The organism is Echinicola sediminis (genome assembly GCF_054777495.1).
Window position 1 is genome coordinate 1 of the sequence record NZ_BAAHAP010000081.1, and the last position, 22,828, is coordinate 22,828.

At 44.3% G+C, this 22,828-nt stretch carries 15 protein-coding genes; 8 read left to right on the forward strand and 7 right to left on the reverse strand.

The genetic code is table 11. From position 1 onward, the window contains the following. Positions 1–294 precede the first annotated feature (294 nt). The 4 genes from ACYVAA_RS17415 to ACYVAA_RS17430 all read right to left on the reverse strand — a co-directional run bounded on the left by ACYVAA_RS17415 (position 295) and on the right by ACYVAA_RS17430 (position 7,150). A complete protein-coding gene (locus ACYVAA_RS17415) occupies positions 295–1,623 on the reverse strand; it encodes a TolC family protein (protein ID WP_460544161.1) in 1,329 nt (442 codons plus the stop codon). Further along, positions 1,623–4,685 carry an efflux RND transporter permease subunit gene (locus ACYVAA_RS17420; RefSeq protein WP_460544133.1) on the reverse strand — a complete coding sequence of 1,021 codons (3,063 nt, stop codon included), beginning with the start codon at positions 4,683–4,685 and terminating at the stop codon, positions 1,623–1,625. Before ACYVAA_RS17420 ends, ACYVAA_RS17415 begins: the two co-directional genes overlap by 1 nt. A 1-nt stretch (position 4,686) precedes the next feature. Continuing rightward, the gene (locus ACYVAA_RS17425) at positions 4,687–5,772 is read right to left on the reverse strand and encodes an efflux RND transporter periplasmic adaptor subunit (protein WP_460544135.1); all 1,086 of its coding nucleotides are present in this window, start codon (positions 5,770–5,772) and stop codon (positions 4,687–4,689) included. A 340-nt stretch (positions 5,773–6,112) separates the two neighbouring features. Further along, complete coding sequence (locus tag ACYVAA_RS17430; RefSeq protein WP_460544137.1) at positions 6,113–7,150, reverse strand: DUF4421 domain-containing protein; 1,038 nt, start codon at positions 7,148–7,150, stop codon at positions 6,113–6,115. Between the two features lie 1,709 nt (positions 7,151–8,859). Between ACYVAA_RS17430 and ACYVAA_RS17435 the strand changes: the two genes are divergently transcribed. Further along, entirely contained in the window at positions 8,860–9,648 is a 789-nt protein-coding gene (locus ACYVAA_RS17435; RefSeq protein WP_460544139.1) for a glycosyltransferase family 2 protein, read from the forward strand. Here ACYVAA_RS17435 and ACYVAA_RS17440 read toward each other — a convergent pair. Next, positions 9,645–10,355 (reverse strand): glycosyltransferase family A protein, encoded by a 711-nt coding sequence (locus ACYVAA_RS17440; protein WP_460544141.1) that lies wholly within the window; start codon positions 10,353–10,355, stop codon positions 9,645–9,647. The genes ACYVAA_RS17435 and ACYVAA_RS17440 overlap by 4 nt on opposite strands. Positions 10,356–10,435: 80 nt before the next feature. Next, complete coding sequence (locus ACYVAA_RS17445; protein ID WP_460544143.1) at positions 10,436–11,638, reverse strand: pyridoxal phosphate-dependent aminotransferase; 1,203 nt, start codon at positions 11,636–11,638, stop codon at positions 10,436–10,438. A gap of 208 nt (positions 11,639–11,846) precedes the next feature. Here ACYVAA_RS17445 and ACYVAA_RS17450 point away from each other — a divergent pair, with 208 nt between their 5' ends. Both ACYVAA_RS17450 and ACYVAA_RS17455 read left to right on the forward strand, forming a co-directional pair. Further along, on the forward strand, positions 11,847–12,701 hold the full coding sequence (locus ACYVAA_RS17450) for a toxin-antitoxin system YwqK family antitoxin (RefSeq protein ID WP_460544145.1): 855 nt from the start codon (positions 11,847–11,849) through the stop codon (positions 12,699–12,701). A gap of 363 nt (positions 12,702–13,064) precedes the next feature. After that, positions 13,065–16,910 (forward strand): hypothetical protein, encoded by a 3,846-nt coding sequence (locus ACYVAA_RS17455; RefSeq protein ID WP_460544147.1) that lies wholly within the window; start codon positions 13,065–13,067, stop codon positions 16,908–16,910. A gap of 5 nt (positions 16,911–16,915) precedes the next feature. Here ACYVAA_RS17455 and ACYVAA_RS17460 read toward each other — a convergent pair whose 3' ends face one another. Continuing rightward, positions 16,916–17,272 (reverse strand): YraN family protein, encoded by a 357-nt coding sequence (locus ACYVAA_RS17460; RefSeq protein ID WP_460544149.1) that lies wholly within the window; start codon positions 17,270–17,272, stop codon positions 16,916–16,918. A gap of 184 nt (positions 17,273–17,456) precedes the next feature. On the opposite strand from ACYVAA_RS17460, the gene lipB reads away from it, so the two are divergent. The 5 genes from lipB to ACYVAA_RS17485 all read left to right on the forward strand — a co-directional run bounded on the left by lipB (position 17,457) and on the right by ACYVAA_RS17485 (position 22,679). Beyond that, entirely contained in the window at positions 17,457–18,176 is a 720-nt protein-coding gene (lipB, locus tag ACYVAA_RS17465; protein WP_460544151.1) for a lipoyl(octanoyl) transferase LipB, read from the forward strand. Positions 18,177–18,210: 34 nt separating this feature from the next. Further along, the gene (locus ACYVAA_RS17470) at positions 18,211–18,612 is read left to right on the forward strand and encodes a hypothetical protein (protein ID WP_460544153.1); all 402 of its coding nucleotides are present in this window, start codon (positions 18,211–18,213) and stop codon (positions 18,610–18,612) included. 6 nt (positions 18,613–18,618) lie between these two features. Next, positions 18,619–19,359, forward strand: coding sequence for a 3'-5' exonuclease (locus tag ACYVAA_RS17475; protein ID WP_460544155.1), 741 nt, complete (start codon positions 18,619–18,621; stop codon positions 19,357–19,359). Between the two features lie 160 nt (positions 19,360–19,519). Then, positions 19,520–21,700, forward strand: coding sequence for a ribonuclease R family protein (gene rnr / locus ACYVAA_RS17480; protein ID WP_460544157.1), 2,181 nt, complete (start codon positions 19,520–19,522; stop codon positions 21,698–21,700). Next, positions 21,693–22,679: a polyprenyl synthetase family protein gene (locus ACYVAA_RS17485; RefSeq protein WP_460544159.1), complete on the forward strand. Its 987-nt coding sequence runs from the start codon at positions 21,693–21,695 to the stop codon at positions 22,677–22,679. The genes rnr and ACYVAA_RS17485 overlap by 8 nt, the downstream gene beginning before the upstream one ends. Positions 22,680–22,828 lie beyond the last annotated feature (149 nt).

Genomic DNA, 22,828 nt, shown 5'->3' on the forward strand with positions numbered 1-22,828 from the left:
CCACGGAATTAAAAAAACTTTTCTGTGGGTTTCTGTGCATTCTCCGCCAAGGCGGACAAGTTGTGAGAGATGGTTTGCTAACTTAGAGCTACTGGTGTCTTTACGGATATACATATTGTAAAAACATCTTAGGTGCGCCTGTTGTAAAACTCTGGGCTGCTGAATTACGGGCAGGCATAATGTAGCATAGAAAGCCGCTGGACACCGGTACTGGCAGAGAGGAATTCACCTCATCTGCCCCTTTAGTGTGAGCTAATTAAGCCAATGCATATCACTTGGCAATCCATTTCCTGTTCAATTCAAAACAGGAGCATCATTGCTCTGATAATAAATCCCTCCGGTCAGCCTCATAAGCTCCACTTCTGCTTCCTTGATGGAGAAAATCGCATCGATCAACCTGCTCTCTGCTTCCAATCTGTTGACCTGTGCATCCCTGAACTCAAGATAACTGGTCAGTCCAGACTTAAAGCGGTCAAAGGCAATGGCCGTATTTTCCTCCACCACCATATAATTGGCTCTTTCTATTTCCAGTCGCCTTCTGCTATTGTCATAAATATTGAAGGCCCGGTGAATATCTGACCTCAACTGAACCTTATATTGGTTAAGGACATAGACCTGGGTTTCCTGCTGGACTTTGGCCCGCTGGATTTGCCGATTTAACACAAAACCGCTAAACAAGTTGATCCCAATGGTTGCCCCAAAGTTATAGCCGTCCCTTTTATTCTGGATCAAAAAGCCGGCATCAGAATTGGACACCGATTGGCGATAGTTCCCATCCAAGGTCAGTGTCGGTAATCGTCGGGCCTGCACTTCTCTTACCTGTAAATAGGCCACATTCTCCTGGCGCTGGTTGATCAGCAGCAGTTTGTTATTATCAAAAGCCTGATCAAGTAGCGGTCCCAGCTTAAGTGTTTCATTTACGGTGATGGAATCAGCCACCGCAAAGTCCCGATCGGACGCTACGGCCAGAAGTTCGTTCAGGTTGATCTGTGCATTACGGATCACCTGCTCCTGAGAAACCAGCTGTGACATGTCGGTATTGTAATCCACTTGGGCCGCCAAATATTCACGTTTAGAGGTTCCGCCAAGCTCGTATTGGGCCTTTACTATTTCCAGCCGCTGCTCGGACAGTTCCAATGTTTCCTGTAAAACCTCGTACCTTTCCTGCTCCAGCACCAACCGGTAATAAGCAGAAGAAATCGCTGCTACGGTATTTTCAATGACCACCTTTGCCTGTAGCTCGCCGATTTCGGTCAGCTTGCCCAATCGCTTCATGGCCACCAAGGCATCCAGTCGGAATCCGTAGATGGCATTGAGGTTGAAGTTTTCACCGGTGGACTTCGCTCCCTCTATGTTTCTTGTCTCGGTATCATTGACAAAACGCTGCTCCACATCTTCCACACTGCTGGTCCTTCCATAGGTAGCGTCTATCGTTGGGAGCAAAGCCCCTAATCCGATCTTTTCATCAATTTCACTGACTTCCTTTTCCTTGAGGGCAATCTTCACATCGTAGTTGTTTTCTAGCCCCAGCAGGACAGCCCGCTCAAAGGACAATGTTTCCTCCTGGGCATGTACACCAAAACCGAGCAAACATGCCAACACACTGAATAAACCTTTTTTCATCATACTCTCGCTAATCTTCCGGATTTAGAGGTCAAATAAGTATATACTGCAGGAATCACAAACAAGGTCAGAATGGTGGAAAACATCAGCCCTCCAATCACAGCTACCCCCATAGGCATCCTACTTTCTGCCCCGGCACCAAGGGCCAAAGCAATGGGCAGTATACCTAAAATAGTGGACAAACTGGTCATCAAAATAGGCCTGAACCGGGCAGAGGCAGCTCCTATGATAGCCTCCTTGACCTCATGGCCATGCGCTTTCCGCTGGTTGGCAAATTCCACAATCAAGATCCCGTTTTTGGTCACCAATCCGATCAACATGATAATCCCAATCTGACTGAAAATATTAAGGGTAAAATCAAAAGCCCAAAGAGAAAGCAAGGCCCCACAAAGCGCCAAAGGCACCGTAAACATAATGGTCAAAGGATCCATAAAGCTCTCAAACTGCGCAGAAAGCACCAGATAGATCAGGATCAATGCAAACAAAAATGCAAATATCAAGCTGTTGGAGCTTTCACGAAACTCCTTAGAAACTCCCGCCACATCTGTGGTGTAGCTATCATCCAGTACCTCATCAGCTATCCTGTCCATCTCCTCCAATCCGTCTCCAATGGTATGTTTTGGCGCCAAGCCCGCAGAAACCGTGGCACTCACAAACCGGTTAAATCGGTACAATTGAGGCGGAGTGCTCTTTTCCCGAATGGTCACCAGGTTATCCAATTGCACCAGCTGCCCGTTTTCGGCCCTTACATAGAGCATTCGGAGATTAATGGGTTCATTCCTATCCTCCAGCTGCATTTCTCCCACCACCTGGTACTGCTTTCCATTCATGATAAAATAATCAAACCGCTGTCCAGAATAAGAAAGCTGCAAGGTCCGGGCAATTTCCTGAACCGAAACCCCGATGTTACGGGCCTTGTCCCGATCGATTTCTACTTCAATCTCCGGCTTGGTAAATTTCAGGTTAATATCAGAAAATTCGAAGACCTCACTCTGGTTTACCCTGTCCATAAAATCAGGAATGACCTCCTTGAGCTTTTCCAATGTCTGGGCCTGAATGACGTATTGAATGGGAAGCCCGCCCCGGCGGTCACCGATGGACTGGGGCTGCGAGGCAAAGGCCCGCACGTCCGTTTTGTTCTTTAAAATCCCTGACACCTGTTCAAAAACATCCTGTTGGCTGCGCTCCCGCTGGTCCGCATCCACCAAACTCACCCTGATAAAACCTGAGTTGGTGCTGGCCGTACCAAAGCCCGGAGAAGTCACTGAGATAAACCCTTCCCACACCTCTGGGGAAATGGCCGTCATCATTTCACTCAGCAACTCATCAATGACACGGTCCATATAATCAAAGGTGGCCCCTTCCGGCCCACTCATATTGATGCGCATTTCTCCCCGGTCTTCTACAGGCGCCAGCTCGGAAGGAATGGAAACAAACAACCCGTAAATCCCCAGTCCCATGACTGCAATGATGATGAACGACACCCACCTAAAGCCCATAAACCAACGTAACACTCGCTCATACTTCCTATTCAGCCACAGATAAAAAGGCTCGGTCACATTATAAAACCAATTATGCTTTTCACGGTTCTTCAGGAGCTTGGAACTCAGCATGGGAGTCATGGTCAAGGCCACAAAGGAAGAGATGATCACCGACCCGGCCACCACAATCCCAAACTCCCTGAAAAGCCTTCCTGTCGTTCCGGAAAGAAAGATTACCGGCAAAAACACCGCCGCCAATGCGATGGTGGTAGCGATAACCGCGAAGAAAATTTCCTCGGCACCCTTTTCCGCCGCCTTGTCAGGGTTCTCCCCCTTCTCAATCTTCGCATAGATATTTTCCAGCACCACAATGGCATCATCCACCACCAGACCAATCGAGAGGACGATTCCTAATAGCGTAAGCACGTTCACGGAAAAGTCCATCAAATACATGATAAAAAACACCCCGATCAGGGATATGGGAATGGTCAGCACCGGAATAAAAGTCGTCCTCCAATCCCGTAAAAACAGAAAGATAATGGCCACTACCAGCATAAAAGCCAGGAAAATAGTTTCCTTTACCTCGCTGATAGAGCTCCTGATATATTCGGTCGTATCGAAGCCGATGCCCAGTTTAATGTCGTCGGGAAGATCCTTTTTAATAAATTCCAACCTTCGGTAAAACTCATCCACGATCTCTATACTGTTGGAACCGGGAAGTGGCACCAGCACCACGCCCACCATCGGAATTCCGTCCCGTTTCAGTACTGTCCTTTCATTTAAAGGGGCCAGCTCTGCTTTTCCCACATCCTGGAACCGCACTATATTGTCATTGTCCTCCTTGATGATAAGTTGGTTAAACTCATCTGGAGTGGAAAGCCGGCTTTTGGTACGGACAGAAAGCTCTATCGTCGCCCCTTCGATCCTTCCAGAGGGAAGCTCCACGTTTTCACTTTGCACCTTATTGAGCACATCCAAAGGGGTCACTCCGTAGGAGGCCATGCGGATGGGATCCATTCTCAGACGCATGGCATATTCTTTTTCTCCCCAAATCCTCACCTCACTTACCCCTGGTATGGTCTGCAACCTTTCCTTGAAAATATTGTCTGCTATATCGGAAAGCTGCAGCAGGCTTTTTTCATTACTCTGAACATTTAGAAAGACAATGGGCTGGGAGTCGGCATCAGCTTTGGACACCACTGGCGGTTCTGCATCGGGCGGGAGGTTCCTCTGAGCACGTGCCACCCGGTCTCTGACATCATTGGCAGCAGCCTCCATATTGGCTCCGACCTCGAATTCCACCGTAATGTTACTGGTTCCATCATTACTCGTGGAGGTAAGTGACTTGATGCCCGAAATCCCGTTGATCGACTCTTCCAAAGGTTCCGTAATCTGGGCCTCTATCACGTCTGCATTGGCCCCTACATAGGTCGTCCTGACATTGATCACCGGTGGATCCACACTCGGATACTCCCGTACACCGAGAAATGTCATCCCTATGATACCAAAAAGTAAAATGGTCAGGGAAAATACAATGGCCAAAACCGGCCTCCTGATACTGATAGTGGACAAACTGGCCATATCAATTGATTTTATTCAATTCCACTTTCATTCCTTCTTTTACCTGTAAAACTCCAGTGGTCAGCACCAGCTCCCCTGGTTGAAGTCCTTCAGTGATCTGAACTTTGCGTTCCGTCCTAATGCCAATCGACACTTTTCTCTCTTCCACCACTCCTTCTTTATTGGCCAAGTAAAGCTTATAACCTTCAAGTTCCGGAATCAAAGATTCTGACGGAACCATCAGGGCGTCTTCCTCCACATCCAGGTTAAACTGGATGCTGACAAACATGCCCGGCAAAAACCTTCTCTCCTTGTTTGGACTGATGGCCCTTAGCTTCAGCGTCCTGGTATTGGCATCGACAATAGGCTCGTAGGCATACACTTCTCCTTCCTCCCAGCCTTCAGAGACATTATTGGAAAAAAGGATTTTGGAGCCGACTTTTACCCTTCCGGCATATCGCTCGGGTATGGAAAACTCAATTTTGATGGGATCTATATTTACGATGGTTGAAATCATTGCGGAAGTTCCGATTACCGATCCCACAGACACCTGTCTCAAGCCCAGTACCCCGTCAAAGGGAGCCCTGATCACCATCTTATCCAATTGCGCCTCCACCAACCGAATATCCGCCAGAGAGGTATTGTACTGATTAAGGACAACATCATACTCTTCCTGACTTATCGCCTCACGCTCCAGAAGTTGCTTTTGACGGTTCTCCTGTCCTTCGTATAGTTTCTTACTAAACTCTAACCTATCCAGCTGTGCACTCAGTTCATCATCATTGAGATACACCAAAGGTGTTCCCTTCTTCACAAACTGTCCCTCTTGAAAGTTGATGGACTCCACCAAACCGGTAATTTCGGGCCGTAACTCTACGGACTCATTGGGAAGTACATTCCCGGTTACCTTAAGGTTGTTCTCCAACCTCTCCGCCTTCATTTCCAACACATCCACCGGCAAAAGGGCCCCAGCAGAAGACGGAGTAACTTTCTTTTCGGCTGAGGGCACATTTCCAGAGCTGTTCCAGTTCATCCTCGGAAAGAGAAAGATCAATGCTATCACAGCTCCAATGGCCAGAATCAATATTATTTTGGTTCGCTTCTTCATTTCGGTTTAGACTTCACTCCAATAGGTCAAACTTTTCGGGATCAACCTTTCTATGAAACAAATTAAAAGATTTAGTGATTACAATTTTGTAAATAAAATACAGGTGGTAAATGACCGTTTTCAGTGGTCACCTGCTGATCAACAAAATCGCTTCCTCCAGCCTCCTATCCAGCAAGACCTCCCTCAATCGCCTCAACAGACTCTGCAGCAACAACCTACGCGACCCAAACTCAAAAAAGCAGTACAAACTATTCCCCTACTATCTTGATGACAATGATACACCCTATGGTTTCAAGGCAGGCTACCAGCAGCTAATCTTAGTCCTGATCGTAGTGCAGCACTATAAAGAATTGACACTAAGTTCATCCAATGTCCTTTTCAGCTTTGGGCCAGGAACAAACCTATAAATAAAATTTAACCGGTAATTCCCCGTCCCCACTTCACTACTAAAGTCCTTAACCTTTGTCGGCCGAACATTGTTATAAACATAGTTGGCATTAACGGCCCACCTTTCGGAATTATAGCCCACACTTCCTTTCAAAAAATAATTGGCGTTTACTCCCCAATTGATTTCCCGGCTTCCTCCTTTTGCCTGGGTAAACCCGAAGCCCAAATTCCCCGAGGCGGATCCCATTAGAAAAAAATGCTTGGCGATTACCAAATTATAAGCATAACCGATATTGGGCCCCAGCTCAAAAAAATTAAGCTGATCAAAATCCCGGTCCGGAGCTATTTCTATCTGCCGGGGAATCAAAGAACTATCCCCTTTTATTGTCCCTCCATAAGCATCAAAGCCCAGCAAAGGTGTTCCTGCCGATCTTTTTTGCCATTCGGTCTGAAAAAAAGCCGCTCTGTAAGAAAACCGATCAAAATTGAACACATACTTTACCGAAGCTCCCACTTTACGGACTTTCACGTCTTTTCGCTTATGATAAGCCTCCCCTTCAGGAGCAAACTTTCCTTGAGGAAGCAGCTGATACCCTTCATAAAACTGCAAAAAACCATCTATGGCCAGTTTCTGCGGATAAACATGCACCTGCATATCCAGATAGTCCGAGTCGACTTCATCACCTCTCCCCCTGTTAAGAAAGCCAAAACTAAATGCCAGGTTCAGATTAAGGGGGCCATAGGATCCTCCCACCCCCATATTGAGCGGGGTGTTGGGCCTGTATTTTAAAGTAGGCATCAAGCCCGATTTATCGATGAGGTTAAGATCGGTATGCTTTCTGGAAAAATAATACCTTCCGGTCAGAAGGCCGGGAAATTCCCTGTAATAGGAAGTATCGTGCTTTACGGACTGACTGTAGACATTAGCCCTTAAAGATGTAAGCACAAAAATAAACAACAAAACCACGCCCGGCTTTAAGGCTAATCTCATATTGATATTTGACTAGTTGATAAATTGGGATGCAAACTATGCTAGCCATTCAAGAAACGAAATATTAGGAAATAAAAAAATGCATAAAGCAAAAAGTAAGCACACCGGCTATTGTACCGGAAATCAGGACCACTCTGAGAAACACATTCTTTAACTTTCTTTGGTTGGAAAAAAAAGACATCACACCCAACAGGTAAGCCGAAAAAAGTAAAAATGCTGTCGCTATTGTCTGAACCATGATCCTCCTGCTTTTTGTAAATCCAATAACGCTAATTCCATCCACAAAAACGTATTTTCCACTTTATCTTTATGTTAACAATCGACCAATTACCCGACAAAACCCCATGAATACCATCTATTTAGCCCATAGCCGATTTTAGTAAGGATCAATAGCATCTAGGTTTTCAGCAACTGATATTTATGAATTCTATCAGGCCCGATCCTAATAAATATGGAAACACAGGCAAGGAAAGCCTGGAGGGTTTGAACAATCACTGTTTGGTCAAATCAACAAAAACTTGTTATCTATTATTGGAAGACACAAGTTGTTGAAGCACCATGACCGCTTTCCGGACTGGAAGGGTTGGACCAGTGGTTCAGGATCCTTTACCTACTCCTACAAAGAGAAGGATAGTGGGATTACTTATATCAAAAACCAGAAACATCATTATAAAAGGGACACATTTTTAAACGAATACAAAAGGATGCTTATCGAAAACGGAGTTCCTTTCAAGGAGAAAACCTGCCCTGACTACAAGGTTCAACCCCGCCGGGGTTGGCCATTTATTTTGAATTTCTCACACATTGGGTTGTCACCCAAGGTTATTGTAGTTGATGCCCTTAGGGGGCATCCCCTTGTATCCATAAAGCAGTCCACATGGAGGACATTAATCTGGTCACCAAAGATTTGACCTGTCTTCAAAAATAGAATCCCCTCCATAATTGCTTGCTCCCCGCCTGTCCATAACCCCATAACAGTTGCAAAGGAGTTGCTTTTGCCCCGTTCCGAAGGGATAAAAACTTTGACTTTGGGGATTAATGGCATCATTGCGGATAATTATATAAAATTGGGTCACTTGTTCTTGAACTAAACCGACAATAAACTAGCTCTGTCCATCCGTGGCCCCCGCAATTTTTCTAATTAACCCAAGGCATGCCTGAGATACCAAATCCTTATAATTAAAATACCATCCCGAACTTTCGAGATGGTATTTGCTTTTAAACCTTATATTATTAAATATATGGAGGCTGATAAAAAGTTACTGCGAAAATAACCTCCAACTCATTTACACACACTAAAAGTCGTTAGTAGAAAAAGTTGCTTAATCACCCAAGACAAATGTACACATTTTTTGGACAATAAAACAATACTCCGATCACGGTATTATTTGATTTATTACTGGAATATTAACACTATTAAGATAAATCCAATATTTTTTTTCCAATAAAAAGATATATCGACCAATTAAACTCAGAAGGATCCGTGCAAAACAGATTTTTTACAAGAAGATTTATTTTTGGATTTTCTTAGAACGGCAGCAACAAACTTTTATCATTTAGAAGAACAAACTCCTGCTATCCTGGGCAAGCATCCCATCCCCTCAAAAAGACAGATTGCCCCACCATCTCATAAATGTGAATCGAAAAACAGAAAAACAGAAATAGCCTTTTATATTTGAAGGCTAAAACCAAGGCTTGTAGCAAAACTGATGGATCATTCTAAGGAAATAGTAAGTGTAGTCATCCCCTGTTATAATCAAGGAAAGTACCTGGAAGAAACTGTCCAATCGGTCCTTTCCTCCACCTATCCGGCAGTCGAAATCATTATCGTCAATGATGGATCAACAGATGACTCCATGGAGATAGCAAAGAAGATAAAAGACAAGCATCCTGAAATTAAATTAATTGACCAAGCTAATGGAGGCGTATCCAGTGCCAGAAACCATGGCATTGAAACAGCTAAGGGCAGCATCATCCTTCCTTTGGACGGAGACGACCTCATTTCACCCGAGTACATTTCTGAAGCGGTCAAAATCCTCCAATCAAAGCCGGAAGTAAAAGTCGTGTACAGTAAGGGGATCAGGTTTGATGAATCAGGCCAGAAAGCCTGGAACCTAAAGCCTTTCAGCAGACATCAGCTCGCCAAGGACAACATGATCTTCCATGCAGGCTTTTACCGAAAAGCGGACTGGCTGAAAGCCGGGAAATATTCAGTGGAAATGAGGTATATGGGGCGTGAAGATTGGGAATTCTGGATAAAAATGCTCAAAAACGATGGAGAGGTTTACCAGTTGCCTTTTGTAGGTTACCTGTATCGGCAGACTCCTACCAGCAAAAGAAAGAAGACAGCCACCAAAGAGAGGAAAAAGGAAAGGATAGCGTTTTTGAATTCACGTCATATGGACTTCTTTCAACGCGAGCTAAACGGACCACTACGGTTTCAACGGTCCTGGTCAAAGCCTTACAATACCGTTTTAAAATGGCTGGGAATGCTTTAAATCTTATCCAAGCCCTTCCAAAACTTCAAAAAATAATACTTAAGGGGATTTTTATATTTCAGCTGTTTCCAGGGGCGGCTGCCATGTGGTTTGTGCAAGACAGGCGCATTCATCAGGACATAATTTTTATACCCCAATTCCAGGGCCTTCTTTGATATAAATGTATCATACCAGTCCTTGGCATCATCCAAGCTCATAAAATCATACGCCTCCAAAAACTCCGGACTGAACAAGGTGCAGCAGAAACTCAGGCTTCTCTTGGTTTCAATCACCTCTTCCTTTACCTCCTTAAATTTCAGGTAAGGGAAATTTACTTTTTTATCGTACCCTACCGTAATGGCCCCTACCAAGCCTACTTTCTCCTTATTTTGGTAAAAGGCCAGCATTTTACTGATGGTATCGGGCTCGACGGTAACATCTGATTCCACCACAATCAAGGGAAGTCCTTTCTCTCTGGCCTCTTTTTGGGCCATTTGAAGCACCAGCTTGTAGTTCGGTGAAGGAGTATCTGTCACCTCCTCCAAATGGACCAGTTGATAGCCGATCCCAGGGGCATTCTTATCCAACTGCACTTTGGTTTCCTCAGTGCTGAAGTCATTAAAAATCTTATGCTCCACCGCAACAGACGATGCCTGGATGGCCTGTGCCGTTTCCAAGGTGGTTTCAATGGAATTCTTGACCGGAGTGATGACTAAAGCTTGGACCATGGCAGTTCAGGGGTTGACATAAAAAAATAGCGTTTGGCCGGCTGATCATTCTCCGGCCAAACGCTATTTCAGATAATTTATTAGCTAAGCTTCGCTACAGCCTCTTTGATTCTTTTCAATGCTTCTTTTAGCTCATCTTCAGAAGCAGCATAAGAAAGCCTCACGCAGTTTGGAGCACCAAAGGCAGCACCTGTCACCAAGGAAACATGGGCTTGGTTCAGGATATACAAGCAGAAGTCATCCGCATTGTCAATCTTATGTTCGCCGTTTGACTTTCCAAAGAAGGCCGTTACATCCGGGAAGAAGTAGAAAGCACCTTCAGGTACATGAGTCTTGATTCCAGGAATATCTCTCAAAAGATTAAGGACCAACTCTCTTCTGTTGTAGTAGGCTTTTTCCATTTCCTTTGAAGGGCTTTGGTCGCCAGTGATGGCAGCCAGTGCCGCACGCTGAGCAATGCCCGTTCCACCGGAAGTGAACTGCCCCTGAATTTTTTCGCAGGCCTTGGCAATGAACACCGGTGCACAGATATAACCTACTCTCCATCCGGTCATGGCATATCCTTTAGAAAAACCGTTGACGGTGATGGTTCTGTCAAACATATCCGGCAAAGCAGCCATACTTGCATGTTGTCCGGTGAAGTTGATCAATTCATAAATTTCATCGGCAACCACATAAACATCATCATGCTTCTTCACGACATCAGCAATGGCTTCCAATTCCTCCTTGCTGAATACCGAACCGGTAGGGTTACATGGAGAAGAGTAGATCACTGCTTTGGTCTTGTCGGTGATGGCCTCTTCCAGTTGAGCGGCAGTAGCCTTGAAGTTGTTTTCCAACGTTCCTTCAATCAACACGGGTACACCACCGGCCAACTTGATGATTTCAGCATAGCTCACCCAATACGGGGAGAAAATCACCACTTCATCCCCTTCATTGATGAGGCACATGAAGATATTGGCAATGGAGTGCTTTGCCCCGGTAGAAAGCACAATGTGCTCCGCCTTTGCTTCAGCAATTTTATTTTGTGTTCTAAGTTTTTCAGCAATAGCTTCTCTCAGGTCTTGATAACCTGATACTGGAGGGTAAGAAAAATATTTACCTTCATCAATTGCGGACTTTGCCGCATCCTGAACGTGCTGAGGAGTCTTGAAATCAGGCTCTCCCAAACTTAAACTGATGATGTCAATCCCTTGGCCCTTCAGCTCTCTTGCTTTTTTGGCCATCGCCAGCGTAGCTGACTCTTCCATATTGTTAATACGGTCTGATAAGATACTGCTCATTGTTTTATAATTGTTTTTTCTATGGTCACATTCATTGGGCCATCCCAAAACTTGCGGAATGGTGGCCACATACCTGCCCTTTATTATTAACTCGGCAAAATTAAGGATTATGCTTGTTAATTCTAAACCTTTCCTTTATTTAGAGCACAGATTCTTTCTATCTGATCGTTAAGTAAAATAAAACAGGACTGTTGGTTGTTGGAACAATATGAAAACCATCCTCTTAAGTATATTCTTTTTTGGTGCGCTCACAGTGACAAGGGCGCAAACTGCAGACAGCACTTCCCGCCCTGCTGATCAGGATTCCTCGGGAGTGGTGCTGAACCAGTTATTGCCCACCACCGCTCCTTTACTGCTTTTCGATGATGACAAACGGAAAGAAGAAAAGAAAAAGAAAAAAAAGAGGGAGCGCAAAAACGTCTATTTTGGTGAAAAAACCCGTACGGGCTTTATCCGCACCGATGTAAAAGGCAAAACCCAGTTCCAACTTTTCCACTATACCACCCGAAACAAACAGGTGGATCCTTACATTCGCGATATTTACTGGTTTGATGCCGCTGATAAAGTCATTCGCACATCAGGCTTCGACCCCTCCCAGGGCTATCTGCTGCATGGTCCCTATGAAAAACGCATGGACGATGCCGTGGTGGAATCCGGCAATTATTATTTCGGCACTAAACATGGCCGCTGGATGACCTATAACAGCAAGAATATCCTAACTGACAAATCCCACTTTTACGAAGGCTGGCCAAAAGACTCCAGGATCAGCTATTATAACCAGCAAAAGCAACAGGTGGAAAAAGTGGTTCCGGTGGAGTACGACCTTAAGGAAGGCAACTTCTACCACTTTTATGAAAATGGGCAACTGGCCGTAAAAGGTGAATATCACTATGGTGAAAAAGTAGGACTTTGGACTGAATATTGGAATACCGATGGGGAAAAGCACATCCGTAAAAGAGAAATCCAATACCAGGAAAAGCCCTTCTCAAAAAATTTCACCCCCTATATCAAATCCGAATGGAGCAAGGAGGGCAACCTGATCTATATAAGCCCAAAAAACTGACCGAAAATCAACCATCACATTTTGTGTATGAACGGGATAATTATTTAAACCAGTAACAAAAAACAAGCACTCCTTACTCTTCCTTTTTTTTAGCTCATTTTTGAGCAAAGTGGTAACTTCCCAAAAGCCCCAGACCACCACTTATCACATTGATATTCTGCCATTTAATTAGTACTTTTATTTAAATCACTTTTAGTATTTTTTGAACCAGAAATTATGCGATTTGCTAACATTCGGATATGGTTGTTTTTATTTGGAGCAATTTTTTTGATTGCAGCCTTCTTATTCCAGCAATCGAGAACTAATCAACATCAACTTCAGCAACAGGCATTTAAAAGCATTGAACTGTCAAAACTGGCGCTAATGGACGCCTTGGATAATTACCATGCCCAGATGGTCTCTTTCTTAAGAAGACAACTTTACAGCTATCTTCCTGACAAGCAGGACAACACTCAAAGAGTGGCTCAGGACATGGTCAGCACTTTTGACCTAAATAGTCCAAAACGCTTTCATATAGACACCGTTCAGTACTTAACTGCTGATAAAAAACCCCATGTTAAAAGTACGATGTCAATAGTTCGGCGGGACAGTTTCTTCATTAAAGAAAAGAACTATATTTTTCATTTTGAGCAAAAAGAAACAGGTGGTGAATTCTACACCAATGTCGCCGAATTCAGTCAGTTACTAAACCGTCTGGAAAAACAATGGGACATCAGCATTGACCAGAAAGCAGGTATCACCAACGAGAGCAGAAGCTTGGCCATCACCCATCACATCAGTCTTTACCAGTTGATGAGAAATAATCTGAACAATCTCTTCTTTGATGAAATCTTCATTGTCAACTCAAAGGGTGAATCCATTTATCCCCAAAAATTAAGTGGGATTAAGCTTTTTTCCCCACCGCAGTTATTTGCAGCCCCGGACTCCTCTGTCCTAAACAAAAGTTCACCATCTCCCCCAGAGGTAGGAAATAAAAAAATCAGGCTAAAACTCTCTTCCGATGAATATGAAGTTTTCATTGCCCCCTTCACATTAGGAGACGAACAGCTATACATCACCGGCATTAAGGAGAGCGCCCAATTCCAAAAAGTAGCCTTAAAAATCAATTTCAACTGGCTCAGTACCTTTATCATTAGCCTTTTGCTCATTTTTACCTGCATTCCCCTTCTTGCTATTTTCAAAATGGACGTGGGGGATATACTCACAAAAAACAAAGTCTACAGTGCGGGACTTTCCTTGATTCTTTTTTCACTGATAATGGGCTTTACCATTTCATTTATCCGAAACCAACGTGAGCCCAACACTCATCCAGCTGAAATACAACAAATAAAAAAAGAATACAGGAACCTGGAATCCGGACTCCCATTTTTCCTGGACCAATTGGACACCTGGGATACCTCCAAGATGAATATCGACAAAACCGGCCTGATAAACGAATACCTATCGTTTGATGATGAATCCAGGATAAAACTGCTTCATATCCCCAAAATGGATCCCCTGAGCTTGGACTTCAACTCAAACCGATTTATCAGGTTGGATAACCGTGATTATGTTCAGTACTTCAACCGAACTGGACAAACAGATACCCCAAAGTTTTTCACCAGCGCACATTACTCCCAATCCACCGGTAAGTTGGAAGCCGTGATCAGCATGAAGGAAGACAGTTCTCTTAAAAAAGCCATTACTTTTAAACTTGACAGCATCTTTTCCGAAGACTTGGAAAGACAGCGTTTCCTAATATTCAAAGCCAGGGGAAAAATCCTTTATAAGAGTCCATCTATCCGAATCCCCATAAGCCACATCCAACAAGCCGTAGAAAAGAGTAAGTGGACAGAAATCATTTCCCTGACCGAAAACAACCCCAATGCAGGTAAAAACGCACATTGGTCCATCCCTCTCTACGTCAATGGACACGACTATCTCGGGATATTAAGCAATATGAACATGGAGGGCTTTGACCAGCCTATCTGGGTACTGTTTCTCATCAACAAAAGCCAAAACCAGATCTTCACCTCTCTTACCTCTCTTGAGGCCATCACCTTTTCTCTGATTTACCTCTTGGTATTGATTCTAATGTCTTTGCTCACTTTTCTTTCCCAGAACCGAAGTATTTACCTGAATCATTCCCAATTCTATTATGCCTGGTTTAGCCCCTCCCCATCCAAACGCCCGCAGTACCTATTGCTCAACATTATTTTCATCATGGATATCGTCATTTTTCTCTTTTTGTATTACTTTGTTCCCAACAACATTTTTACCCTGTTTTGCTGGAGTGTCCTTTTTGCCCTCCATGCCTCTATCTGTAAATTCTTGCTGATTCATCCCAATAGACCGGGCAAATACAGGGGGCCACAATATAACTTCATAGTCATTTCATTGGTCTTGTGGATAGTCGTTTGGGTTTTACTGAAAAATGCCGATTCAATGAGCTCCTTAAATGGTTCTACCTCCATCTATGGAATCGGCCTTTTTATGTTGATAACCATGGCCTACACTTTCTATATCATGAACTTTGATCTGGGAATATTTTTTATTCGGGACAAGGCAGGGAATCCGCCATCCAAAAAACAGTTGACTGACCGTATCCATAAAAAATTCACCAACCTCTGGGACTTCATTACTGAAATCACCCAACAAAAACGAATTTATTCGCTGAGTTTCTTTCTGTGGGCCATCTTAATCGGCTTTTTACCGGGCTATCTCATCCACCGAAAAATATACGTACAAGAGCAATACATCTGGAAAAACCTCGACAGCCCAAAATCCAGCGACCTTATTTACGCAAAGGATACTCTTCGGGAATGGAGTGATTATTTTGAGACTGCAAGAAGAATTACTTTTAACCGCATCACTGATCAAATCGACCCAAAAATCAATAAGTTCATTTCCCCCCAAAGGGACCTGCTGCTTGCATCCTTTGAGAGACCGAATAAGTCCCATCTGCTGAACCGAAATGATGAAGCTTCGAACCGGAGCAAAATAGGTCTCCTATTCTCTCGAATTTCAGAAAAGATCCTGAATAATTTATTTCTATTCATCCTTGTATTGCTTTTGGGTCTATTTTTCTTCAAACTGATCCTTTACCTGTCCAACCGGATATTTCTTAGCGAATACCTCTTTACCTATGAAAAAGACAAGCTTCCTGAAAACCTGAGCCAAAGTAAGCACAACTTCCTTATATGTACAGACAATGAAAAGGCAAAGCCGTGGATCGAAGCTCAATTCGCCATTCCCAAAAATAAATTATTGCCTATAGACCTTGAGTTCCCCATCGATATCAAAGCAATCCTTTCAGACAACTATTGGAACCAGGCAGAAGCTGTACTGCTCGAAAACATTCATCTCCCTATAAAGCTGGGCGAATTAAGGGATGAGCTGGCGAAAATAATCCAAAAAACACAGGAAATGGACCTGCACCTGTTCGTTACATCAGGAAAGTCCTTTAGGGAGTTGATTTATGGCATTCCTGAAAAAGATGAGCGTCTGGCATTTTCTGAACTCTTTGCGCCCTTTCTAATCCATACCATCCCGGTCAACTTCCAATTGGCGGATTTCACCTTAAAAATTAAAGGTACGGACAGCGAGGAAAAAGAATACATTGCTATACTCAACAAAGAAATAAACTATGGGGCCAATGCCCCTCAACTAAGTGCCATAATCGACCAGCAAATCCAAAAGGGCCACATCACCACTTTGAGGCAAGAGGAGTTTGAAAAATTCATACTTATGGTCCAACGCTACAACAAGGCCTATTATATGAATATCTGGAACGAATTGAGTTTCAAAGAAAAGAAATTGGCCTATTATTATGCCACTGAGGGATATATCAATTATAAAAACCGAAGAACCCTTACTGAAATGATCCAAAAGGGAATCTTTACACACGACAGGGAGGCTGACAGACCCGTTTTGTTTTCTTATAGTTTTCTGACTTTTGTCTCTCAGGGAATTTCCGAAGAAGAAGCAAAACTGTTCTATAAAGACGAAAGACAACACGGCAACTCTACCTTAATTCAGACTGCTGCCATCAGCTTTATCTTCATTAGCATAGCAGTTATCAGCTTCTACGACCCCAACTTCCTCAACAAAACCTCTGCTTATGTAAGTGCTATCATTGGCGTACTTGGAACCTTCTATGGACTGGTCAGCCGGGGCTTATTGTTTTTGACCAAAGGTAAAAGTGCCGATGCTAAAATTCCCCAAGAATAAACAGGTCAGTAAAAAGCATCCTGAAACTGCTTAAAACGTAGCTCTCCTTTTTTATCTCTGTAGACACCCACAATATCGAACCGGATATCTCTGTGCCAGTCCTTTTCATAAATATAATGATCGGCAGCCCTGATGATCAACTGCCTTTTTCTATAATCCACAAATTCCTCTGCATAACCATAACCTGTCCCGCTCCTAAACTTCACTTCCACAAAAACCAAAATCCCTTTATCCTCCATGATCAGATCAATTTCGGCATGCCTGTAGCGGTAATTCCGTGCATGCAAAACATAGCCCCTGGTGATCAAAAAATCCGCAGCCAACTGCTCCGCAGTCCTGCCTATTTCATTGTGCTGTGCCATTGTATTTTTTTATTAATTTTGACAAAAATTGAGCATCGGAAAGGTACTTCTATGGAGAAGTCGATGCATAAACTCGAAACATGCATGAGTCAACCTGTTACGGTTCCTCATGCTTAATCCGGGTAAAACAGAACCTGTATTCAAAAAACGGTGTTAATCACCATTATGTAGCAAAGCTTTCATTGTGAATCAAATTATCAATAAAAAAGTAAAGTTTATAGATCTGGGCAAAAAAGATTACAAGGAGACCTGGGATTACCAGGAAGAGCTTTTTTCCCAAATCGTTTCCACCAAGATCGAAAACCGCAAAAACGGTCCCGACAAGCAACAGGCCACCCAAAACTACCTGCTGTTTGTGGAACATCCACATGTCTATACCTTGGGGAAAAGCGGTGAACTCTCCCATTTGTTACTGGATGAAGCCCAGCTTGAAGAAAAAGAGGCCACATTCTATAAAATCAACCGGGGTGGGGACATTACCTATCACGGGCCAGGCCAGCTGGTAGGCTACCCTCTGTTGGATCTTGACAATTTCTTTACCGACATCCATAAATACCTGCGCTATCTGGAAGAGGCCATAATCCTGACCCTGGCAGAATACAAGATCGCCGCTGGACGGATCGAAGGACTTACTGGAGTGTGGCTGGACCATGAGACCAAACGCAATCCCCGAAAAATCTGTGCCCTGGGAGTAAAATCCAGTCGATGGGTGACCATGCACGGTTTTGCCTTTAATGTAAATGCTGACCTTTCCTATTTTGGAAACATTGTGCCCTGCGGGATTTCCGATAAGGCCGTCACCTCCATGCACCATGAACTTGGCAGACCGGTGGATGAAAACGAAGTAAAGGAAAAAGTCAAAAAACACCTGGCAAACCTTTTTGGCATAGAATGGGAAAGCTGAACCTTTCCCTTCATTAATCAGAACTACCAACAGTATGAAAAAAGACATCGCATTCCATCCGGTCACCGGAGTAAAACTGGCCATAGCCAAGGAGGAGATTGGGGGCAATACCGAATGGGGGGTATACATCATCAACCTCAACATGATCGAACTCAAAAACCTGATGGTGACCTGCAAAGGTTACGGCACCATCAATGGGGAAGAACAGAAAACCTCCACTTTAAGGCATCTGATAGAGGAATTAGGACCGCAGAGCATCGCCAAAATTGAACCCATAGATCCTAATTTATTCGTGCTTAACAATGAATTCTGGGTTAGTTATTATATATTGGATCAGATATTTGACAAAAAGTTCGTCTTCGTGGAAGGCAGCATGGATGCCAACAACATCCAGCATATACCTGAGTTAAACCTCGAGGGCGTCTTGCATCCATGATAAACTATGGCAGATTTTTTAAGTGACCTAAGAGACATTCTTTTTTTAGATATCGAAACCACCTCTTCCCAAGAAAGCTTTGACCAGCTTCCGGCAAGGCTCCAAGAAGAATGGCTCAAAAAATCTGCCCACCTTGCAAATGAAGACCAGCTGAGCACCGAGGACCTTTACTTTGAAAAAGCAGGCATCTACGCTGAATTCGGGAAAGTTGCCTGCATAGGCCTGGGGTATTTTCTATATGACCCTGAGCAGGAGCAACTTCAATTCAGGACCAAGAGCATCGCTGCGGAGGAAGAGCATGACTTGCTGCTCGACTTCCGGGAAATCCTGGAAAAGAAAATCTGGACACTCTGCGCACATAACGGGAAAGAATTTGACTTTCCCTATCTTTGTCGTAGAATGTTGGTCAACCGCATCCCATTGCCGGACGCACTCCAAATGGCAGGAAAAAAGCCTTGGGAAATCAGGCATTTGGACACTTTGGAACTCTGGAAATTTGGGGATTATAAGCATTACACCCGGTTGGAGCTGCTTGCTTCCATTTTCGACATCCCAAGTTCCAAAGACGGCATCAATGGAAGTGAAGTCAACAAAGTATATTATAAAGATAAAAACTTGGACAGCATCCGGAGATACTGTTTGAAGGATGTAGAGGTAACCGCCAGGATCTACCTGGCTTTTCAGGGACTGCCGGGAGACATGGACATCAAAGTCCTCCATCTGGATAAGGACCTGTCACAGGATTAAAAATTATTAGAGCTGATAATAAAACCCTCCCGCTACTTTATGGGTTAGAATTAGGGAATGAATACAAGAGTAAACTAAGCAGGCTTATCACCCAAGCCACATTTTGAAAAGAAAGAAAATACAGGCCAAGCAGCCTGGAAATGAAAAAAAATCAATTTTTATGAGCAAAAAACCGAGAAATCAACGAAAAGGAAGAGGAAAGGACCGAGGAGGCAAAATCAACAATGCCGCCCAATTAGCAGAACGCATTCTCAACTTTTTGGACAATCATTACGGAGAAGAGTTCTCCATCAAACAAATCATCAAGAAATTACAAATCCGCGACAAAGTCACCAAAGGCGGAGTTGAGCCGGTTTTGGACAAACTTTTAGAGGCCGGATCGGTTTCCAAAAACCCAAGAAACCATTTTGCGTCTACCAAAACCCCGGATTATATTGAAGGGACAGTAGACTATGTCAATCCCCGCTTTGCCTTTATCGTCCCAGACAACAAGGGCGAAGATGAAGAAGATATTTTGGTCAAAGCCAACGACCTAAAAAACGCCTTGGATGATGACAAGGTGCGGGTCATGGTCTACCCCAACAAACGTCATGGTCAAAAAAGGGAAGGCAAGGTGCTGGAGATTGTCCAAAGGTCCCGCGAAGAATTTGTGGGCAGGGTGGAGATATCCCCCCGATTTGCCTTTGTGGTGCCGGACTTCAAAAAAATGCACCACGACATTTTCATCCGCAAAGCGGACCTTATAGGTGCCGAACACAACCAAAAGGTGGTCGTCAAGCTCACCGAATGGCGTGATGAAGACAAAAACCCTACAGGCAAGATTACCCGAATCCTGGGCGAGGCGGGGGAACATGAAGTGGAAATCCACTCCATCATGGCTGAGTTTGGATTGCCTTTTGAATACCCCGAAGAGGTGGTGCAGGAAGCGGAAGCCATTCCGGAAAAAATCTCCAAGGCAGAAATCAAGTCCCGAAAAGACTTTAGGGAGGTCACTACCTTTACCATTGACCCGGCCGATGCCAAGGACTTCGATGACGCCATTTCCTATCAGCGTTTGCCCAATGGGAATATAGAGTTGGGCGTTCACATTGCCGATGTGACCCATTATGTCCAGCCCAAAACCATTTTGGAGAAAGAAGCTTATGACCGGGCCACCTCTGTCTACCTGGTAGACCGGACCATCCCCATGCTGCCTGAGCGACTGAGCAATGGACTGTGCTCCTTGCGGCCTCACGAGGACAAACTGACATTTTCCTGTGTCTTTGAAATGGATGAAAACGGAGATGTACTGAAACAATGGATAGGAAGAACCATCATCCATTCAGACAGGCGTTTTGCTTATGAGGAAGCGCAGGAAAACATCGACAAACAAGAGGGCGACTTCTTCTCCGAGCTGACCCTGCTAAATAATTTGGCCAAGAAAATCCGAAAGAGACGTTTCCATAACGGGGCCATCAATTTTGAGACCGTCGAAGTCAAGTTCAATTTGGATGAAAGAGGCACTCCGCTGGGGCTGATCATCAAAGAGCGTAAGGACATCCACAAAATGATCGAGGAGTTTATGCTCTTGGCCAACAAAGCGGTGGCGGAATTTATCTTTAACAAAAACAAAGGCAAGGACACCTTTGTTTACAGGACCCACGATCATCCGGACCTGGAGCGTTTGGAGACTTTTGCGAACTTCGCAAAAAAATTCGGCCATCAGATCCAGATTTCGGAAGACACCCGGATATCCAATACGTTGAACAAACTGATGAATGAGATCGAAGGCAAGCCCGAACAAAACCTCTTGGAGCAGCTTGCCATCAGAAGTATGGCCAAAGCCAAATACAGTACCGAGCCGAAAGGGCACTTTGGTCTGGCATTCAAGCATTACACCCACTTCACCTCCCCTATCAGAAGGTATCCGGACATGATGGTGCACCGACTGCTACAACACTACCTGGACGGGGGGAAATCCCCGGATAAAGAAGCTTGGGAAGATAAATGCATCCATTCTTCTGAAAGGGAAAAAAGAGCTTCTGATGCAGAAAGAGCCTCCATCAAATACAAGCAGGTGGAGTTTATGGCCCTGGCAGAGGACAAGGTTTACGACGGTATTATTTCCGGTGTCACAGAATGGGGTATCTTTGTGGAAATTACCGAAACCAAGTGCGAAGGAATGGTCCGCTTGCAGGAATTGCGGGACGATTACTACGAATTCGATGAGAAAAACATGCGGCTGATAGGCAGCAGAAACAAAAAAATGATCACTTTGGGAGATCAGGTAAAAGTCCGCGTAACGGACACCGACATTGACCGAAGAACTATAGATTTGGAATTTGCAGATGACAATGATTAAAACCAACCTCAGCCAGGAACTGCTGGAACAACTGGAAAAACACATTCAGGCTTTTTCGTACGGTAAAGATCCTGCTGAGCTTTATGAGCCGATCTCTTACATCATGAGCCTTGGAGGAAAGCGCATCAGGCCCTTGCTGACTTTGCTGGCCTATTCGCTGTACCGCAATGATTATGAGAAAATCCTTACCCCCGCCACGGCGGTGGAAGTTTTTCACAATTTCACCCTGGTGCACGATGACATCATGGACGAGGCCCCCTTGAGAAGGGGACAGGCCACTGTCCACAAAAAGTGGGACACCAATACCGCGATTCTATCAGGTGATGTCATGTTGGTCAAAGCCTACGACATGCTTCTCAAGGTACCGGAAGACAAGCTGGCCACCTGCTTGAAGCTATTCAACAAAACCGCCACTGAGGTCTGCGAAGGCCAGCAGTATGACATGAACTTTGAAACCCAGGAAAACGTACTCGAATCTGAATACATCGAAATGATCCGTCAGAAAACAGCCGTTTTGCTTGGTTTTGCCCTACAATATGGCGCTATCCTGGGCGGAGCTTCTCAGGAAGATGCCCAGCGCCTTTATGATTTTGGGGTAAATGTTGGTATTGGTTTTCAGTTGAAAGACGACTTACTGGATGTCTATGCGGACAAATCCAAATTCGGCAAGCAAGTAGGCGGAGATATCATTGCCAACAAAAAGACCTTCCTGCTCATCAAAACGCGAGAACTGGCCACCGGTGAAGACAAAAGACTTCTCGAAGATTGGCTGAACAAGGAAACGTTTGATAAGGCACAAAAAGTAAAAGAGGTTACCGAAATCTATGGAAACCTGGGCATTCAGGCCCTCACAGAATCCAAAATGGAATCCTATTTCCGTAAGGGTTTTGATCAGCTCGAACAGCTGAACGTCACCAAACCTGAGGCCTTGAAAGCTCTAAAAGGCCTTACCCAAGACTTGATAGACCGGGAAAAATAATATTCCCGGTCAACCCCACCAAACTTAAAACAACATGGAGCTTTCAGCTACCGTACTGATCATCATCATTACCGCTATCAGTTCTTATTACGGATGGAAAAAGCATGGCTACCTTTCCAGGAGCATGTTTAATCCTTACCTGATCAACC